The sequence below is a fragment of the Ramlibacter paludis genome, from assembly GCF_022012305.1.
GTDB classification, from domain to species: Bacteria; Pseudomonadota; Gammaproteobacteria; order Burkholderiales; family Burkholderiaceae_C; genus Ramlibacter; species Ramlibacter paludis.
On record NZ_JAKLTM010000002.1, the window covers coordinates 653,410 to 668,849 of the forward strand.

General features: G+C 69.8%; 15 protein-coding genes. 3 read left to right on the forward strand and 12 right to left on the reverse strand.

Translation table 11 applies throughout. From position 1 onward, the window contains the following. Positions 1-97 precede the first annotated feature (97 nt). From LZ009_RS09810 to LZ009_RS09820, 3 genes are read left to right on the forward strand one after another with little or no spacing between them, the layout of a single operon-like run. On the forward strand, positions 98-1,066 hold the full coding sequence (locus LZ009_RS09810) for a TRAP transporter substrate-binding protein (RefSeq protein WP_275697723.1): 969 nt from the start codon (positions 98-100) through the stop codon (positions 1,064-1,066). A 4-nt stretch (positions 1,067-1,070) separates the two neighbouring features. Then, positions 1,071-1,604: a TRAP transporter small permease gene (locus LZ009_RS09815; RefSeq protein ID WP_275697724.1), complete on the forward strand. Its 534-nt coding sequence runs from the start codon at positions 1,071-1,073 to the stop codon at positions 1,602-1,604. A gap of 22 nt (positions 1,605-1,626) precedes the next feature. Further along, positions 1,627-2,937, forward strand: coding sequence for a TRAP transporter large permease (locus LZ009_RS09820; protein WP_275697725.1), 1,311 nt, complete (start codon positions 1,627-1,629; stop codon positions 2,935-2,937). A gap of 94 nt (positions 2,938-3,031) precedes the next feature. Here LZ009_RS09820 and LZ009_RS09825 read toward each other — a convergent pair whose 3' ends face one another. From LZ009_RS09825 to LZ009_RS09880, 12 genes are all read right to left on the reverse strand, one after another. Then, the gene (locus LZ009_RS09825; RefSeq protein ID WP_275697726.1) at positions 3,032-3,898 is read right to left on the reverse strand and encodes an alpha/beta hydrolase; all 867 of its coding nucleotides are present in this window, start codon (positions 3,896-3,898) and stop codon (positions 3,032-3,034) included. 90 nt (positions 3,899-3,988) lie between these two features. Next, a complete protein-coding gene (locus LZ009_RS09830) occupies positions 3,989-5,062 on the reverse strand; it encodes an XdhC family protein (protein WP_275697727.1) in 1,074 nt (357 codons plus the stop codon). Positions 5,063-5,074: 12 nt separating this feature from the next. Then, positions 5,075-7,183 carry a TonB-dependent receptor family protein gene (locus tag LZ009_RS09835; protein ID WP_275697728.1) on the reverse strand — a complete coding sequence of 703 codons (2,109 nt, stop codon included), beginning with the start codon at positions 7,181-7,183 and terminating at the stop codon, positions 5,075-5,077. Next, entirely contained in the window at positions 7,180-7,995 is an 816-nt protein-coding gene (locus tag LZ009_RS09840; RefSeq protein ID WP_275697729.1) for an ABC transporter permease, read from the reverse strand. The genes LZ009_RS09835 and LZ009_RS09840 overlap by 4 nt, the downstream gene beginning before the upstream one ends. Further along, positions 7,992-9,173 carry a type 1 periplasmic-binding domain-containing protein gene (locus LZ009_RS09845; RefSeq protein ID WP_275697730.1) on the reverse strand — a complete coding sequence of 394 codons (1,182 nt, stop codon included), beginning with the start codon at positions 9,171-9,173 and terminating at the stop codon, positions 7,992-7,994. Before LZ009_RS09845 ends, LZ009_RS09840 begins: the two co-directional genes overlap by 4 nt. After that, positions 9,166-10,089, reverse strand: coding sequence for a PQQ-dependent catabolism-associated beta-propeller protein (locus LZ009_RS09850; protein ID WP_275697731.1), 924 nt, complete (start codon positions 10,087-10,089; stop codon positions 9,166-9,168). Before LZ009_RS09850 ends, LZ009_RS09845 begins: the two co-directional genes overlap by 8 nt. A gap of 34 nt (positions 10,090-10,123) precedes the next feature. Further along, positions 10,124-10,867 carry an ABC transporter ATP-binding protein gene (locus LZ009_RS09855; RefSeq protein ID WP_430300224.1) on the reverse strand — a complete coding sequence of 248 codons (744 nt, stop codon included), beginning with the start codon at positions 10,865-10,867 and terminating at the stop codon, positions 10,124-10,126. Positions 10,868-10,869: 2 nt separating this feature from the next. Beyond that, a complete protein-coding gene (locus tag LZ009_RS09860; RefSeq protein WP_275697733.1) occupies positions 10,870-11,874 on the reverse strand; it encodes a Bug family tripartite tricarboxylate transporter substrate binding protein in 1,005 nt (334 codons plus the stop codon). Between the two features lie 8 nt (positions 11,875-11,882). Next, on the reverse strand, positions 11,883-12,467 hold the full coding sequence (locus LZ009_RS09865) for an SRPBCC family protein (RefSeq protein ID WP_275697734.1): 585 nt from the start codon (positions 12,465-12,467) through the stop codon (positions 11,883-11,885). A 25-nt stretch (positions 12,468-12,492) separates the two neighbouring features. Next, positions 12,493-13,671 carry a vWA domain-containing protein gene (locus LZ009_RS09870; RefSeq protein WP_275697735.1) on the reverse strand — a complete coding sequence of 393 codons (1,179 nt, stop codon included), beginning with the start codon at positions 13,669-13,671 and terminating at the stop codon, positions 12,493-12,495. A gap of 4 nt (positions 13,672-13,675) precedes the next feature. Further along, the gene (locus LZ009_RS09875) at positions 13,676-14,584 is read right to left on the reverse strand and encodes an AAA family ATPase (protein ID WP_275697736.1); all 909 of its coding nucleotides are present in this window, start codon (positions 14,582-14,584) and stop codon (positions 13,676-13,678) included. A 43-nt stretch (positions 14,585-14,627) separates the two neighbouring features. Then, complete coding sequence (locus tag LZ009_RS09880; protein ID WP_275697737.1) at positions 14,628-15,422, reverse strand: FAD binding domain-containing protein; 795 nt, start codon at positions 15,420-15,422, stop codon at positions 14,628-14,630. Positions 15,423-15,440: the final 18 nt, after the last annotated feature.

Genomic DNA, 15,440 nt, shown 5'->3' on the forward strand with positions numbered 1-15,440 from the left:
AGGCGCGGCGCCGCGCCGGGGGGAAATACGGGTGGCGCTGGCCCGTTACTTGCACTTATCCTGCCGTCCATATCCTGCGCATTGTCACGGAGCGACCATGAAACTCAAACACGCACTCCCCCTGCTGGCCGGCTGCATTGCCGGCGGCGCCTTCGCCCAGACCAAGTGGGACCTGCCCGCGGCCTACCCCGCCAGCAACTTCCACACCGAGAACCTGGTGCAGTTCGCCAACGAGGTCGACAAGGCCTCGGGCGGCAAGCTCAAGATCCAGGTGCACGCCAACGCCTCGCTGTTCAAGGCCAACGAGATCAAGCGCGCCGTGCAGAGCGGCCAGGCGCCCATCGGCGAAGTGCTGCTGGTGAACTTCGAGAACGAGAACCCGGTGTACGGCGCCGACGGCATTCCCTTCCTGGCGGCGAGCTACGCCGACGCGAAGAAGCTGGCCGCCGCGCAGAAGCCGGTGCTGGACAAGCTGCTGGGCGCGCAAGGCATGAAGCTGCTGTACACGGTGGCCTGGCCGCCGCAAGGCATCTACGTGAACAAGCCGATCGAGTCGGTCGCCGACATGCGCGGCCTCAAGTGGCGCGCCTACAGCCCCGCCACCGCCAAGATCGCCGAACTGATCGGCGCGCAGCCGGTCACCATCCAGGCCGCCGAACTCTCGCAGGCGCTCGCCACCGGCGTCGTCAACAGCTACATGAGCTCGGGCTCCACCGGCTACGACAGCAAGACCTACGAGAGCATCAAGTACTGGTACGACACCCAGGCCTGGCTGCCGAAGAACGCGATCATCGTCAACCAGAAGGCCTTCGACGCCCTCGACAAGCCCACGCAGGAGGCCGTGCTCAAGGCCGCGGCCGATGCCGAGAAGCGCGGCTGGGCGCTCTCCGAGGAAAAGAACGAGTGGTACAAGAAGGCGCTGGCCGAGAAGGGCATGAAGATCATGAAGCCTTCGGCGAAGCTGGTGGCCGACATGAAGCAGGTGGGCGGCATCATGCTGGCCGACTGGCAGAAGAAGGCCGGCGCCGACGGCGTGGCGGTGATCAACGCCTTCAACAAGAAGTAGCGCCTTGCGTCGATTCCTCGACAGGCTCTACTACGCATCCGGCGCCTTGGGCGCCGTTTTCGTGTTGCTGATCGCCGTGCTGATGATCGCTCAGAGCGTGCTGCGCGAATTCGGCGTGCGCACCGGCGCGGTCAATGACGTGGTGGCCTGGTTCTGCGCCGCCGCATCCTTCTTCGCCATGGCGCATGCCTTCAAGCACGGCGACTTCGTGCGCGTCACGCTGCTGCTGGAACACCTGCCGGAAAAGGCGCGGCACCGGCTCGAGATCGTGGTGCTCGCCATCGGCAGCGTCGCCATCGCCTACCTCGCGTTCTGGGCCAACAAGTTCACCTACGAGAGCTTCCAGTTCAACGAGGTGGCGCAGGGCCTGCTGCCCATTCCCATCTGGATCCCGCAGGCCAGCTTTGCCTTCGGCTCGCTGCTGCTGCTGGTGGCCGTCGTCGACGAACTGATCCTCGTCGCGCGCGGCAACAAGCCCAGCTACGTGGCCGCGGTGGAAGAGCGCCACGCCAAGGGCGACTTCTCCTCCGACGTCTGATTCCGGCACAACAAAGACAACAATGGACATCCTCCTCGTCGGCGGCCTGCTGCTGCTGGTCATGATGCTGCTGCTTTCCGGCGGCGTCTGGATCGCCATGACCCTGGCCATCTGCGGCTGGGTCGGGCAGGCCTTCTTCACCACCACCTCGCCCGGCAACAACCTGTTCTCCTCCTTCTGGGAGTCGAACGCGTCCTGGGAACTGGCGGCGCTGCCCCTCTTCATCTGGATGGGCGAGATCCTGTTTCGCAGCAAGCTGTCGGAGGAGATGTTCGACGGCCTGCGGCCATGGCTGAACCGCATTCCCGGCCGCCTGATGCACACGACCATCCTGGGTTGCGGCATCTTCGGCTCGGTGTCGGGCTCCTCCGCGGCGACCTGCGCGACGATTTCCAAGGTGGCGCTGCCCGAGCTGCTGAAGCGCGGCTACAGCGAGAAGATCGCGCTCGGCTCGCTCGCTACTGCCGGCACGCTGGGCATCCTGATCCCGCCGTCGATCACGATGGTGGTGTACGCCGTGGCGGCCGACGCGTCGATCATCCGCATCTTCCTGGCCGGCTTCCTGCCCGGCTTCCTGCTGATGGCGCTGTTCTCCGGCTACATCATCTGGTGGAGCCTGCGCAACCCGGACCAGGTGCCGCCGGCCGACCCGCCCACCACCCTGCGCGAGAAGATCCGCCTGTCGGGGAACCTCATTCCCTGCACGGTGCTGATCGTCTTCATCGTCTGGGTGCTGATCGCGGGCTGGGCGACGGCGACCGAGTGCGCGGCCTACGGCGTCGCCGGTTCGCTGGCCCTGGCCTGGTGGAGCAAGTCGCTGACCTGGGCGACCTTTTGGGAAGGGCTGATGGGCACGACGCGCAGCAGCTGCATGATCATGTTCATCCTGGCGGGCGCGGCCTTCCTGACCAAGACCATGGCCTTCACCGGCATTCCGCGCGAGCTGGCCGAATGGGTCGACGCCATGCACCTGTCGCCCTATGCGCTGATCGCGGTGCTGACGGCGGTCTACCTGGTGCTCGGCACCGCGCTCGACGGCATCAGCATGATCGTGCTCACCAGCGCGGTGGTGCTGCCCATGATCCAGAAGGCCGGCTTCGACCTGGTGTGGTTCGGCATCTTCATCGTGCTGCTGGTCGAGATCGCCGAGGTGACGCCGCCGGTGGGCTTCAACCTGTTCGTGCTGCAGAACATGACCGGCAAGGACAGCAACACGATCGCACGCGCGGCGATCCCGTTCTTCGCCTGCCTGGTGGTGTGCATCGTGATCATCACCGTGTTCCCGCAGGTGGTGACCGTGTTGCCGGATCTCGTGATGGGCAAGGAAAAGTAGCGCTTGGGGGAGCCGCGGTTCGTCCCTCACCACGGCCTACGGAGGCACTTCGGAATTCGTAGGCCGTGGTGAGGAACGAACCGCGGCGCGGCCGTCAGCCAATCGCGGCGATCTCGAGGCTTCGCACGAACGCGGTCACCCCTTCCGCCACCGCCCCCACGCCGCCCTCGGCGTTCCCGCCGACGGCCAGCGCATGGTCCATCCCTTCCACCCGCACCCAGCGCGCATCCGGCCGTGCCGCGCGCAAGCGTTCCGCCCCCGCGGCGGCCGGCGCATCGGCGCCACCGTGCACCAGCAGCAGCGGCAGGTCCAGGTCTTCCAGCACCTCTGCCGGGTCGTAGCGAAACCACGAGACCAGGTAGGGCTGCAGGCTGGGCCGGAACAGCAGGCTCAGCGCTTCCGGCGGTTCGGCGACTACGTGCTCGGCCTCCAGCAATTCCAGCATGGCAAGCGCCGGCAGTTCCAGCACTTCGGGCAAGCGCCCTTGCAACTGGGCGCGCATGAGGGCCGAAGCCTTCTCGCCCGCACCGCAGACATAGGCGACAGCGCGCGCGGCGCTGTCCCGCGCGGCCAGGGCGGCGATCAACGCGCCCTCGCTGTGACCGAGGAGCACCGGGGCGCGCCAGCGGGCATCGCCCTCCAGCCGCCGCATCAGCGCGACGGCGTCGTCGACCAGGTGGCGGAAACGGAGGTCTTCCTCGCGCAGGCCCGGGTGGACGCTGCCGCCCACGCCGCGCTTGTCGTAGCGCAGCGAAGCGATGCCGGCCCGGGCCAGGTCGTGGGCGAGCGCCTTCATGGGCACGCCCTCCTGCCCCGGCACCAAGCTCGCACCGTCGCGGTCGGTCGGACCGGCGCCGCCGACCAGCAGCACCAGGTTCCACGGCGGCGCGCGGTCCGGCAGCGCCAGCGTGCCGCTGAGCTTGCCGGCGGCCGTCTGGACGTCCAAGGGTTCCTCTCGCATGGAGGAACAATTTAACGGGAATGGCTCACGCCGGACGTCAGCGCGTCGGCCGTTCGTCGTAGTCGTCAATCCCGCGAACGACGCGGAGTCCTAAAGCCCTGGACTCCCGCCTGCGCGGGAATGACAAACGAGCGGCTCGTTCGGCTGCACTGCCCGCAGGTTCTTCGCCTGCGCCACTTCCATGTCGCGCGGCAGGGTCACGCCGTTCTTCACGGCCAGGATCTCCGCCATGATGCTCACGGCGATCTCGGGCGGGGTCTTGCTGCCGATGTAGACGCCGATCGGCCCGCGCAGGCGCTGCAGGTCCGCCGCCGACAGGCCGAAGTGGTCGACCATGCGCTGGTGCCGCGCCTCGTTGTTGCGCCGGCTGCCGATGGCGCCGACGTAGAAAGCATCCGTGCGCAGCGCTTCCATGAGCGCCAGGTCGTCGAGCTTGGGGTCGTGCGTCAGCGCCACGACGCAGCTGCGGCGGTCCGGCTTGAAGGCGGCCACCACGTCGTCGGGCATGTCGCTCACGACCTTGGCGCCGGCGACGCTCCAGGCGCCGCGGTATTCCTCGCGCGGGTCGCACACCGTCACCGCGAAGCCGCTGAACAAGGCCATGGTCGCCAGGTATTCGGTGAGCTGGCCCGCGCCGATCAGCAGCATGCGGTACTCGGGGCCGAACACGTTGACCAGCACGCCGTCCTGCAGGCTCAGTTCCTCCGGCGCGGGCGCTTCGTCCAGGGTGACGGCGCCGTCCGAGAGGCGCACGGTGCGGCGCATCAGGCGGCCGGCCTCCAGCGCGCGCACCAGTTCATCGAGCGAATCCAGCGCCGGGTCGTACTCCAGCAGCAGTTCCAGCGTGCCGCCGCAAGGCAGGCCGAAGCGATGCGCTTCATCGGCCGTGACGCCGTACTTGGTGAAGGCCGGCGGCCCCGACGGGATCTGGTGGCCCGGCTCCTTGCCGGCATAGGCCTGCGTGTGGCGGTAGATCAGGTCGTCCTCGATGCAGCCACCGCTGACCGACCCCACCACCGCGCCGTCTTCGGCCAGCGCCATGATCGAGCCGATCGGCCGCGGCGACGAGCCCCAGGTGCGCACCACCGTCGCCAGCAGCGCGCGCTTGCCCGCGGCACGCCAGTCGCGCAGCGTGCGGAGCACCATCACATCGAGGTTTTCCATGCCTTCCCCTGCTCAAAATGCATACGCGGCATTCAGGCCGACCAGCCAGGTCCGCCCGGGCGCCGGCTCGAAGAACCGGCGGTTGCCCTCGTTCACGATGACCGAGCCTACATAAGCGCGGTCCGCCACATTGTCGACGCGCACGAATTCCCGCACGGTCCAGCGGGCCCATTGCTGCTGCGCGCCGAGGCGCAGGTTGAACAGGTTGGAGGCCGGCGCGTAATCGGTGTTGCGGTCGTCCACCGGGATCTTGCCGGTGTGGCGGAACTCCAGCGCCGCCTCCCAGCCGCCGCGCTTCCAGGCCAGCTCGACGAACGCGCTGCTGCGCGGAATGCCCGGGATGCGGCTGCCTGCCGCAACCTGCGTGTTGGGCGAGGTGCAAGGCGCGGCGATGCACGTCAGGAAACCCGAAGAATAGGTCGCATCGAGCAGGCTGCCCACCGCCAGCAGCGACCAGCCCTGGCCGAACTTGCCGTCCACCGACGCCTCGATGCCGCGCCGCTCGGTGTCGCCCGCGTTCTGGAACGTGCTGCGTCCACCCGAGTTGCTCAGCACCACGATCTCGTCGCTGGTGCGCGCCTGGAACAGCGCCGCGTTCACGCGCCAGCGCGGCGCCGGCTCGGCCTTCACCCCCAGCTCCCACTGGCGGCTGTCGGCCGCGCGCAGGTTGAAGTTGAGGCCGGAACCGCCCGGCCGGTAGGCCAGCTCGTTGAAGGTGGGCGTCTCGAAGCCCTTGCCGGCCGCGACGTAGAGATTCAGCGTGTCGTTCACGTGCCAGACCACGCCGAGCGCGGGCGTCGTCGCTTCGTAGGCGACGGATCCGCTGTCGTCGCCGTTGCCGGGCCGGATGTAGTGGTCGCGCGAATCGAAACTCACCCGCGAATGGCGCAGCCCGCCGGTGAGGCTCACGCTGGCACTGGTCCAGGTGGCCTGCAGGTACTGGTCGAAGGTGCGCGCGCGGTTGTCCTCTTCGCGCCGCAGCGCGCCCATCACGCCCAGCTGGGTGCCGACGAAGTTCTGGTAACCCTGCCGGCCTTCCTGCAGTTCGTCGGCCGAAAGGCCCGCGGTCAGCGCGAAAGGGGCGCCCGCGATGCGGGTCTTGTGCGTCCATTGCGCGTCCAGCCCCTGGTAGTCGCGAGAGAGCGAGATCACGCCGCCGGGCGAGCTGGGGGGTGCCTGCGTCGCCACCGGGATGGCCTGGAACTGCTGCGTGCTGCGGTGGCCGGTCCAGGCCGTCAGCTTGGCGGTATCCGCCGGCGTGATGCGCTGTTCGACGATCGCTCCCAGCTGCAGCTGGTCGACCGACTTGCGCGTGTTGAACTGCAGCGCCGCGGGACTGGCCTGGCGCGGGTTCGCTTCCAGCTCGGCCCGCGTGAGGCCCAGCGGGTCCTGCACGTCCGGCATGTCCATCGCGTTGAGCACCACGGTGACCTTGGTGTCGCCCGAGGGCTTGTACTGCAGCTTGCCGTTGAAGCCGCTGCGCTGCGCCTCGCTATGGTCGCGGTAGCCGTCGGTCTCGAAGCGCATGGCGTTGAAGCGCCAGCTCCAGCCGCCGGACTCGCCGGCCACCTGCGTGTTCAGGCGCCAGGTGCCGTCGCTGCCGAAAGCCGTGCCGGCTTCGGCCGACTGGCCCGGGCCGCCGTCCTGCGTGAACAAGGCGATCACGCCGCCGGCGGAGTTGCCGTACAGCGAGGAAAAGGGCCCGCGCAGCACCTCGATGCGGCCGGCGGAGGACAGGTCGAAGTGCGAGACCTGGCCCTGGCCGTCCGGGGCGGTGGCGGGGATGCCGTCGACGTACATGCGCAGGCCGCGCACGCCGAAAGTCGAGCGCGCCCCGTAGCCGCGGATGGAGATCTGCAGGTCCTGCGCGTAGTTCTGGCGATTGAGCGCCACGACACCCGGCGCGCGCACCAGCGTTTCGGACAGGTTCACTTGCAACTGCGCGCCGCGGATCACGGCGCCGTCGATCACGTCGACGGAAGCCGGCGTGTCGAACGCTGCCTGCGCGAGGCCGGGTGTCGGCGTCACCACCACCGGCCGCAGGACGACCTCGGTCACCGGCTGCGCGCCGGCCTGCAGCGCGGCGCAGGCCGCCGCGGCCACCACTGCGTGCTTGTTCATGCCGGCCCTCCTCCGGGCGCGCGCCGCGGCGCGCCACGTTGCGGATCGTAGCCCCACAAGGCCAAAGCGAAAAAAGCGAGGCCGCAGCCCGCCACCACCGCCAGGCTGGGCCACAGCGCCTGCCCGTACAGGGCGAAGCGCATCGCCTCGACCGCGTGGGTGAACGGGTTGTACTGCGCGAGCGCATGCACGATCCAGGCGCCCGACTCCTGCAGCTTCCACAACGGGTAGAGCGCGGTGGAGAGGAAGAACATCGGGAAGATCACGAAGTTCATGGTGCCGGCGAAATTCTCCAGCTGCCGCACGTACACCGACAGCACCAGCCCCAGCGCGCCCAGCATCAAGGCGGCCAGCAGGAACACCGGCAGCGCCGCCAGCGCATGCACCGGCGAAAACTCGATGCCGAACGCCCACGCCGCCAGCAGGAAAGCAAGCATCTGAGCCAGCGACAGCGTCGCGCCGCCCAGCAGCTTGCAGGCCAGGATCCACCAGCGCGGCAGGGGCGCGGTGAGCAGCAGGCGCATCACGCCCATCTCGCGGTCGTAGACCATCGCCAGCGAACTCTGCATGCCGTTGAACAGGGCCACCATCCCGAGCAACCCGGGCAGGAGGTAGACGCGGTACTCGATGTAGGTCTCGTAAGGGGGCGCGATGGCGACGCCGAAGACGTTCTGGAAGCCGGCCGCGAACACCAGCAGCCACAGCAGGGGACGCACCAGCGCCGAGGCGAGCCGGCCCGGCTGCCGCGCGAAGCTGTTCAACTCGCGCCCGGCCACCGCGCGCAGCGCCCGCAGGGCGTGGTTGGGGCTCATCCCGCCTTGCATGCGCTTTCGGGCGCGTCGTAGCCGAGGGTGTCCAGCGTGGTGCGCGGATGCAGGAAGCCTTCCAGAGGCGCCATCTCCGCCACGCCATCCCCGTGCGCGAGCAGCAGCGGCTGGCGCAACTGGCCGTCCCACGCGCGGAAGCTCAGGCGCTGACCCTTGTAGCCGTCCACGGCCACGCTGCCCTGGCGCAGGGCCTGCACCTGCTGCGCGACGCTGGCCTTGATGTAGGTGCTGGCCGCTTCGGCCGCGGTGCGCGCCGCGATCCAGCTGGCCCAGTCGTAGCTGCCCATGGGGCGGCCCGACTTGCGCAGGAAGCGGCGGGTCAATTGCGGTGCGCCGTTGCGTTCGTAGAAGGGGCTCCAGGCCTGCGCCGTCAGGCCGCTGCTGCCCAGCACGGGGCGCGGCAGCACGGTGCGAAACGGCGTGTCGCGCGCGAACTCGCCTTGCGCATCGAGCACCACCACGGCGTCGTAGTCGCGGTCGGCCGTGAGCAGGCGCACGTTGCCCTGGTCGCGCTCGCGCGGATCGTTCGACAGCTTGAAGGCACGCTCGGCCAGCGGCTTGATGCCGAAGCGTTTCGCGCTGCGCTGCCAGGCGGCCAGCAGCGGCCGGTCGGCCGGCGTCGTGCCGTACAGGAGCAGCGGCCTGCTCCACTTGCGCGCCACCAGCAGCTGCGCGATGGCGTCCATGCGCATCGCGTCGCTGGGCAAGGTGTGGAACAGGTTGGCAGCGCACTGGGCGCCGCGCAGGACGTCGTCGGGCGCGGCGGCGTTGAACAGGATCACGTCCTTGCCCTTCGCCGCGGCCGCCACCGCGGCCACGCCGGCCGCCGGCAGCTCCAGCACGATGTGCTGCACGCCCTGCTGCAGCAGTTGCGCCAGCGCCGCGGGCAGCGCGGCCGCATCGGGCGCTTCCACGGTCACGAGCTTGGCCGACTTCCAGCCGGCCGCCTGCAAGGCAAAGGCGCTGTCGTTCAGCCCGATCTGCGCGGCACCGTCGGAGCGGCCGCCGGGCGCCTCCGGAAAGGCCTTCTGCAGTTGCTGCGGCGAATAGCGCTCGTCGTCGGCCTGCATCAGCATGCCTAGCTGGAACGGCCTCGCCTGCGCATGTAGCGGTGCGCTGGCCAACGCCAGGCCGGCCACCATCCATTGCCGGCGGTCAATCATCGACCACCACGCTGTGGGGCACGCGGCCCATCTTCAAGGTCTTCACGCCCTTCATGCTTTCCGTGTCCACGATCGTCAGGTCGTCCGAGAGCCCGTTGGCGACGTAGAGCCGCTTGCCGTCGCGCGACACGGCCAGGCCCCAGGCGCGCTTGCCGACTAGCACGTAGCCGCGCACCTGCCGGCCGGCGACGTCCACCACCGCCACGTGGTTGGCGCGGCCCAGGCCGACATAGGCCGTCTTGCCATCGGGCGACAGCGCCATGCCCACCGGCGTCACGTCCTCGCTGCGCATGCCGGGCGGCAGGAAAGGGATGCGCGCCTGCACCGTGTGGTCGCTGGTGCGGATGATGCTCACGCTGGCGTCGAGCTCGCTGCTCACCCACAGGTCGCCGCCGGCCAGCAGGAAGCGGCGCGGACGCTTGCCCACCGGGATGTTCTTGACCACCTGGCGCTGGGCGACGTCGATCACGTGCACCATGCTGGCGACCTCCGAGGTCACGTAGACCAGCTTGCCGTCCGCACTGGCCTTCACGCCTTCCGGCTCGCCGCCGACCTTGACCTCGAAGGCCTTCTTCTTCGTCGCCAGGTCGAAGGCGGTGAGGGACGAATCCTCCTCGTTGGACACGTAGAGCATCTTGCCGTCGGGACTCACGTCGAACATCTCCGGGTCCTCGCCGACGTCGAACTTTTCCACCGCCTTGCCGCTCGCGATGTCCCACACCAGCACCCGGTGGTCGTCGCTGCAGGCCACCAGCAAGCGTTGCCCGCCCGGCGCCAGCTGCATGTGGCGCGGCCGCTTGCACAGCGCCACGCTGCCCGTGACTGCCTGCGTGGCCACATCGACGATGGCCAGGGCGTTGTCCTTCTCGGAAGAGACGAACACCTTGCCGCTGGCGGCCATGGCTGGCAAGCACATGAGGCACAACAGGGTGACAGCGAGATTTCGCATTTCAGGCCTTCGCATGTCGCTGCCCTCCGGTCAATGCGAGGAAAGCGCCTTCCAGCGTCTCCTCTCCCTGCTGCGCGCACAGCGCTTCCACGCCCCCGTCCCAGCGCACCGTACCCTTGTGCAGCACCACCACGCGCTGGGCGCGCTCGGCTTCGTCGACCAGGTGCGTCGCCCACAGCACGCCCAGGCCGCGTTCGGCGCGGGCCTGCAGCACCTCGGCCAGCAGTTGCGCGCGCGACGCCGGGTCGAGGCCCACCGTCGCTTCGTCCATCAGCAGGAGCCGCGGCTCGTGCATCAGCGCGCGCAGCAGTTCCACCTTGCGGCGGTTGCCGCCCGACAGGCTGCGGCCCAGGTCGCCGGCTGCCGCGGCCAGGCCGAAGCGTTCCAGCAAGGCATCGATGCGCGGGCGCGAGACCGAAGGCGGCAAGCCGTGCAGGTCGGCATGGAAGCGCAGGCTGGCCCGCACCGACAGGTTCAGGTCCAGCGCCGGCTGCTGGAACACCACGCCCAGTTGCGCCAGCGCGCGCACCGGGTCGCGCCGCATGTCGGCGCCCAGCACTTCCACGCTGCCGCTGTCGGCGACGAACAATCCGGTTAGTAGCTGGAACAAGGTCGTCTTGCCCGCGCCGTTGGGCCCCAGCAGCGCCACCATCTCACCGGCCTGCACCTGCAGCGAGACGCGGTCCAGCGCCTGCGTGCGGCCATAGCGCTTGGACACTTCCCGGCAAGCCAGGACGGCGGCCATGTTCATTCCGCCCGCGTCGCCAGGCCCAGCCGCGCCAGCAGTTGCCGCTCGCGCGCCGACACCACCTGCACGAAACGCACGTAGTCCTCCGTGCCCAGGTAGTCCGGCTCCTGTTCGTACTTGGCCAGTTCCTGCAAGTGGCGCGGATCGAACAGCGCCGTGCGGAAGGCGTCGTGCAGCTTGCGCACGATCGCGGGGTCGGTCGCGGCCGGAACCCCGATGCCGTAGGGCGAGGTATAGACCGCTTCGGGATGCCCCAGCTCGCGCAGGGTCGGCACCTGCGGCCAGCGCGCGCTGCGCTGCGCATTGAACACCGCCAGCAGCCGCAGCCGCCCTGTCTCCACGTAAGGCGTGAAGCCGTTCGAATTGACGCCCACCATCAGCGTGTGCGTCGCCACGGCCAGCATCTGGTCGGCGGTGCCTTTGTACGGCACGTGGATGTAGCGGATGCCCTCGCGCGAGAGCACGTCCTCCATCGCCAGGTGCGCGGTGGTGCCTATACCGGTCGAGCCCACCGTGAGCAGGCCGGGATTGTCGCGGCCCCAGGCCAGCAGCTCGTCGAAGCTGCGGAAGCCGGTGTCGGCCGGCACCACGACGCCGAAGGTCACGCCGGAGATCTGGATCACCGGCGCGATGTCCTTCAAGGGGTCCCAGGGCACCTTGCGCTGCAGCGCCGCGCGGTAGATGGTGATGGGCAGCTGGCCGATCGTGTAGCCGTCCGGCGCCGCCGCCTTGAGCGCGGGCGCCACCAGCGTGCCGGCCGCGCCGGGCCGGTTCTCCACGACGATGGGCTGGCCCAGCGTGCGGGCCGCGAGGTCGGCCAGGATGCGCATCGTGATGTCGGTCTGGCCGCCCGCGGGCCAGGGCACGATCAGCGAGATCGGCCGGGCCGGCCAGGCCGCCGGTTGCGCCAGCGCCAGCACGGGCGTGGCCACCAGCGCGCCGGCGCCCGCCACCACCATGCGGCGGCGCCACGAGCGCGGGCGGACGGCTGCAGCGCGATCCATGCGATCCCTCACCGGCGCAGCAGGAACAGCGCGGCGACGATCGCCACACCCAGCAGCGCCCACACCCACACCGGCACGCCCTTGCCGCCGGTGGGCGCCGGCGTCGGCGGCGGCAGCGCGGCCTCGGCCGCATAGGCCTGCGGATGCCGGCGCTCCATCTCGGCGTCGAAGCGCTTGAAGAAGTCCTCGGCCATCGACTTGGCGACGCCGTCGACCAGCCGCTGCCCGACCTGCGCGATCTTGCCGCCGACCTGCGCCTGCGCCGTGTAGGTCAGTTCGCAGCCCGCGCCCTCGGCGGGCGGCGCGAGGTCCACCTTGGCCGAGCCCTTGCCGAAGCCGGCGCCGCCGCCCTGCCCTTCGAAGACGAGCGTGTAGCTGTTGGGCGGCAGCACGTCGGTGAGCTGGATCTTGCCGGCGAAGCGCGCCGACACCGGCCCGATCTTCACCGCCATGCCGATCGCGTACTGGTTCTCGCCGGTGGCCTCGACCCGGTCGCAGCCGGGGATGCAGGTCTTGAGCACCTCGGGGTCGTTGAGCGCGTCCCAGGCTTGTTGCTGCGATACGGCCAGGCGGCGGCTGCCTTGCATGTCCATGGTAGGGATCCCTCGTTGTCGTGTTCTAGTTTTTCAGCAGCGCGGCCAGGCTCGCGGCCAGGTCCTGCAGCCGCGCCAGGTTGTGCACCGCCAGCATCGCATGCGCATGCCGGTGCAGCACCGCGGCGCCGCGCGCTAGGGGCGCGTAGCCCTCGAAGCGCAGCAGCGGATTGAGCCATAAAAGGCGCCGGCTGTGGTGCGTGAGCCAGTCCAGCTCGCGCGCCAGCAGCTCGGGCTCGCCGGTGTCCAGGCCGTCGCTGATCACGAGCACCAGCGTGCGGCGGCCGACCAGGCGGCGCGCATGGTCGCGGCGCAACGTGGCCAGCGATTCGCCCAGGCGCGTGCCGCCGGCGAAGTCGTCGATGGCGGCGCCGGCGGCCGCCAGCATCGCGTCGGTGTCGGCGATCTTGAACGCCGGCGTCAGATCGGTGAGATGGGTGCCGAAGGCGAAGACGTCGCGGCGGCGGTGGCCGCGCGTGGCTGCATGCAGGAAAGCCAGCAGGAGCCGGGCGTAGCGCTCCATCGAGCCGGACACGTCGACCAGCACGAGCAGCGGCAAGGGCTCGCGGTTGCGTTGCAGCCGGCGCAGCAGCAGCAGCTCGCCGCCGGTGTGCGACGCGTTGCGCAAGGTGCGCGACCAGTGCAGCTGCGCGCCGCGGGCGCCGGGGCGCGTGCGCCGGGCAGGGATGCGCGGCACCGGCAGCGCGATCTCGCGCGCCAGCCGTTCGACCAGGTGGAACTCGCTGGCCGACATCGCATTGAAGTCCGCATGCTTCAGGCGCGAGCGTTCGCTGGCCGTCATGGCGGCGTCGAATTCGACTTCCTGGTCTGGCGGCTTGGGCGCATTGCCGAAGCGCTGGCGCGGCGCCAGCGCCTCGCTCACGCGCGGGCGGCGCTTCACGGCCTCGGCCTGGCCCTGCGCGGACGGCAGCATCTGCGCGAGCAGCTTGTTGGCCACCTCCGGGTCGCGGAACCAGGCGTCGAACAGTTCGCGGTAGACGCCGCGCTCCTCTTCGCGGCTGACCAGCACCGCCTCCATCGCCGCGGCGAAGTCCTGCCGGTCGTCCACGCCCACCAGTTGCGCGGCCTGCTGCGCCAGGGCGATGCGCGAGCTGTCGACCCGCAGGCCGGCGCGGCGCAAGGCCCGGCCGAAACCCGCGATGTTGTCGGCGAGCTTGCCGGTGCGGGCGTCACCGAGCAGCATGGCTTCAGGCCGCTTCCGGCTCGGGCTTGAGCAGCTCGGTGGCGAGCTCGTGGGTGAGCGCGGCCACGTCCTCGCGCTGCTTGAACAGGATGCCGGCGGTATCCGCGATGACTTCCGGGTCCAGCGCCAGCGTGTCCAGGGCCACCAGCGCCTTGGCCCATTCGACGCTTTCGGCGATGCCCGGTGCGCGCTGGAAGGCGTTGGCGAAGGGCTGGCTGCGCAAGCGGCCGACGAAGGTGGCCACCTGGCGCGAGAGCGCGTCGCCGGCTTCGGGCACGCGCGCCTGGACGATCGCCAGCTCGCGTTCGCGTTCCGGGTAGTCGAGCCAGTGGTACAGGCAGCGGCGCTTGACCGCGTCGTTCAGCTCGCGCGTGCGGTTGCTGGTGAGGATGGTGACCGGCGTCGCGCGCGCCTGGATCGTGCCGATTTCGGGAATGCTCACCTGGTACTCGCCCAGGTACTCCAGCAGGAAGGCCTCGAAGGGTTCGTCGGCGCGGTCCACCTCGTCGATCAGCAGCACGGCACCCGGCTCGGGCGCCTGCAGCGCCTGCAGCAGGGGCCGGCGGATCAGGTAGCGGTCCTGGTAGACCTCGCGCTCGACCTGGTCGGCGCTTTCCTTCCCTTCCACGGCGCGCATGTGCAGCAGCTGCGCGGCGTAGTTCCATTCGTAGAGCGCTTCGCGCAGCTCCAGGCCGTCGTAGCACTGCAGGCGGATCAGCGCGCGCTGCAGGGCGACCGCCAGCGCCTTCGCCAGCTCGGTCTTGCCGACGCCGGGTTCGCCTTCGAGCAACAGCGGGCGCTGCAGCTTGAGGGCGAGGAAGACGGCGGTGGCAAGGCGGCGCTCGGCGAAGTAGCCGGCGGCCTGGAGGGCAGACTGCAGGGCGTCGATGCTGGTGAAGGGACTTGCGCTCATTTGCTTTGCATTGTCCCCTCCCCCGGGGCGAGGGAGGAGAACCTCAGCCCAGCGCCTTCGCCACCGCCCGCTGCGTCAGCACGCTCACCAGGTTGGCGCGATACGCCGCACTCGCATGCAGGTCGCTCGACAGGGTCGACGCATCCACCGCCACGCCTTTTACCGCGTCCGGCGAGAAGTTCTTCGTGAGGGCCTGCTCCAGGCCGCCGTGCCGGAACACGCCGTTGCCCCCGCCAGTGACGGCGACGCGCACGCCGCTGTCGGTTTGAGCGACGAAGACACCGACGAGCGCGAAGCGCGACGCGGGCTGCCGGAACTTGATGTACGCGGCGCGCCTGGCCTGTGGGAAGCTCACCGCCGTGATCAGCTCGCCTTCCTGCAGCGCCGTGGTGAACAGGCCCTGGAAGAAGTCGTCGGCCGCGATCTTGCGCTGCGTGGTCTGCACCGTGGCGTTCAGCGCCAGCACCGCGGCCGGATAGCAGGCCGCCGGGTCGTTGTTGGCCACCGAGCCGCCCAGCGTGCCCATGGCGCGCACCTGGCGGTCACCGATGCCGCCGGCGAGGTCCGCCAACGCGGGAATCGCCGAACGCACCTCGTCGCTGGCCGCCACGTCCGCATGCCGCGCCATCGCGCCGATCACGAGGGCATTGCCTTCGCGCCGGATGCCGGCCAGTTCGGGAATCGCGCCCAGGTCGATCAACTGCTCCGGGTTCGCCAGCCGCAGCTTCATCGACGCCAGCAGGGTCTGGCCGCCGGCCAGCACGCGGGCATTGCCGTTGGCCGCCAGGCGCGAGGCCTCGGCCAGCGAGGAAGGACGCTCGAAAGTGAATTGGTACATGGTGTTTCCTTCCTGCTT

Bases quoted from the DNA above. Each gene is read 5' to 3' on its own strand.
- LZ009_RS09810 (WP_275697723.1), top strand. From the start codon at position 98: ATGAAACTCAAACACGCACTCCCCCTGCTGGCCGGCTGCATTGCCGGC.
- LZ009_RS09820 (WP_275697725.1), top strand. From the start codon at position 1,627: ATGGACATCCTCCTCGTCGGCGGCCTGCTGCTGCTGGTCATGATGCTG.
- LZ009_RS09825 (WP_275697726.1), bottom strand. From the start codon at position 3,898: ATGCGAGAGGAACCCTTGGACGTCCAGACGGCCGCCGGCAAGCTCAGC.
- LZ009_RS09830 (WP_275697727.1), bottom strand. From the start codon at position 5,062: ATGGAAAACCTCGATGTGATGGTGCTCCGCACGCTGCGCGACTGGCGT.
- LZ009_RS09835 (WP_275697728.1), bottom strand. From the start codon at position 7,183: ATGAACAAGCACGCAGTGGTGGCCGCGGCGGCCTGCGCCGCGCTGCAG.
- LZ009_RS09840 (WP_275697729.1), bottom strand. From the start codon at position 7,995: ATGAGCCCCAACCACGCCCTGCGGGCGCTGCGCGCGGTGGCCGGGCGC.
- LZ009_RS09845 (WP_275697730.1), bottom strand. From the start codon at position 9,173: ATGATTGACCGCCGGCAATGGATGGTGGCCGGCCTGGCGTTGGCCAGC.
- LZ009_RS09850 (WP_275697731.1), bottom strand. From the start codon at position 10,089: ATGTGCTTGCCAGCCATGGCCGCCAGCGGCAAGGTGTTCGTCTCTTCC.
- LZ009_RS09855 (WP_430300224.1), bottom strand. From the start codon at position 10,867: ATGGCCGCCGTCCTGGCTTGCCGGGAAGTGTCCAAGCGCTATGGCCGC.
- LZ009_RS09860 (WP_275697733.1), bottom strand. From the start codon at position 11,874: ATGGATCGCGCTGCAGCCGTCCGCCCGCGCTCGTGGCGCCGCCGCATG.
- LZ009_RS09865 (WP_275697734.1), bottom strand. From the start codon at position 12,467: ATGGACATGCAAGGCAGCCGCCGCCTGGCCGTATCGCAGCAACAAGCC.
- LZ009_RS09870 (WP_275697735.1), bottom strand. From the start codon at position 13,671: ATGCTGCTCGGTGACGCCCGCACCGGCAAGCTCGCCGACAACATCGCG.
- LZ009_RS09875 (WP_275697736.1), bottom strand. From the start codon at position 14,584: ATGAGCGCAAGTCCCTTCACCAGCATCGACGCCCTGCAGTCTGCCCTC.
- LZ009_RS09880 (WP_275697737.1), bottom strand. From the start codon at position 15,422: ATGTACCAATTCACTTTCGAGCGTCCTTCCTCGCTGGCCGAGGCCTCG.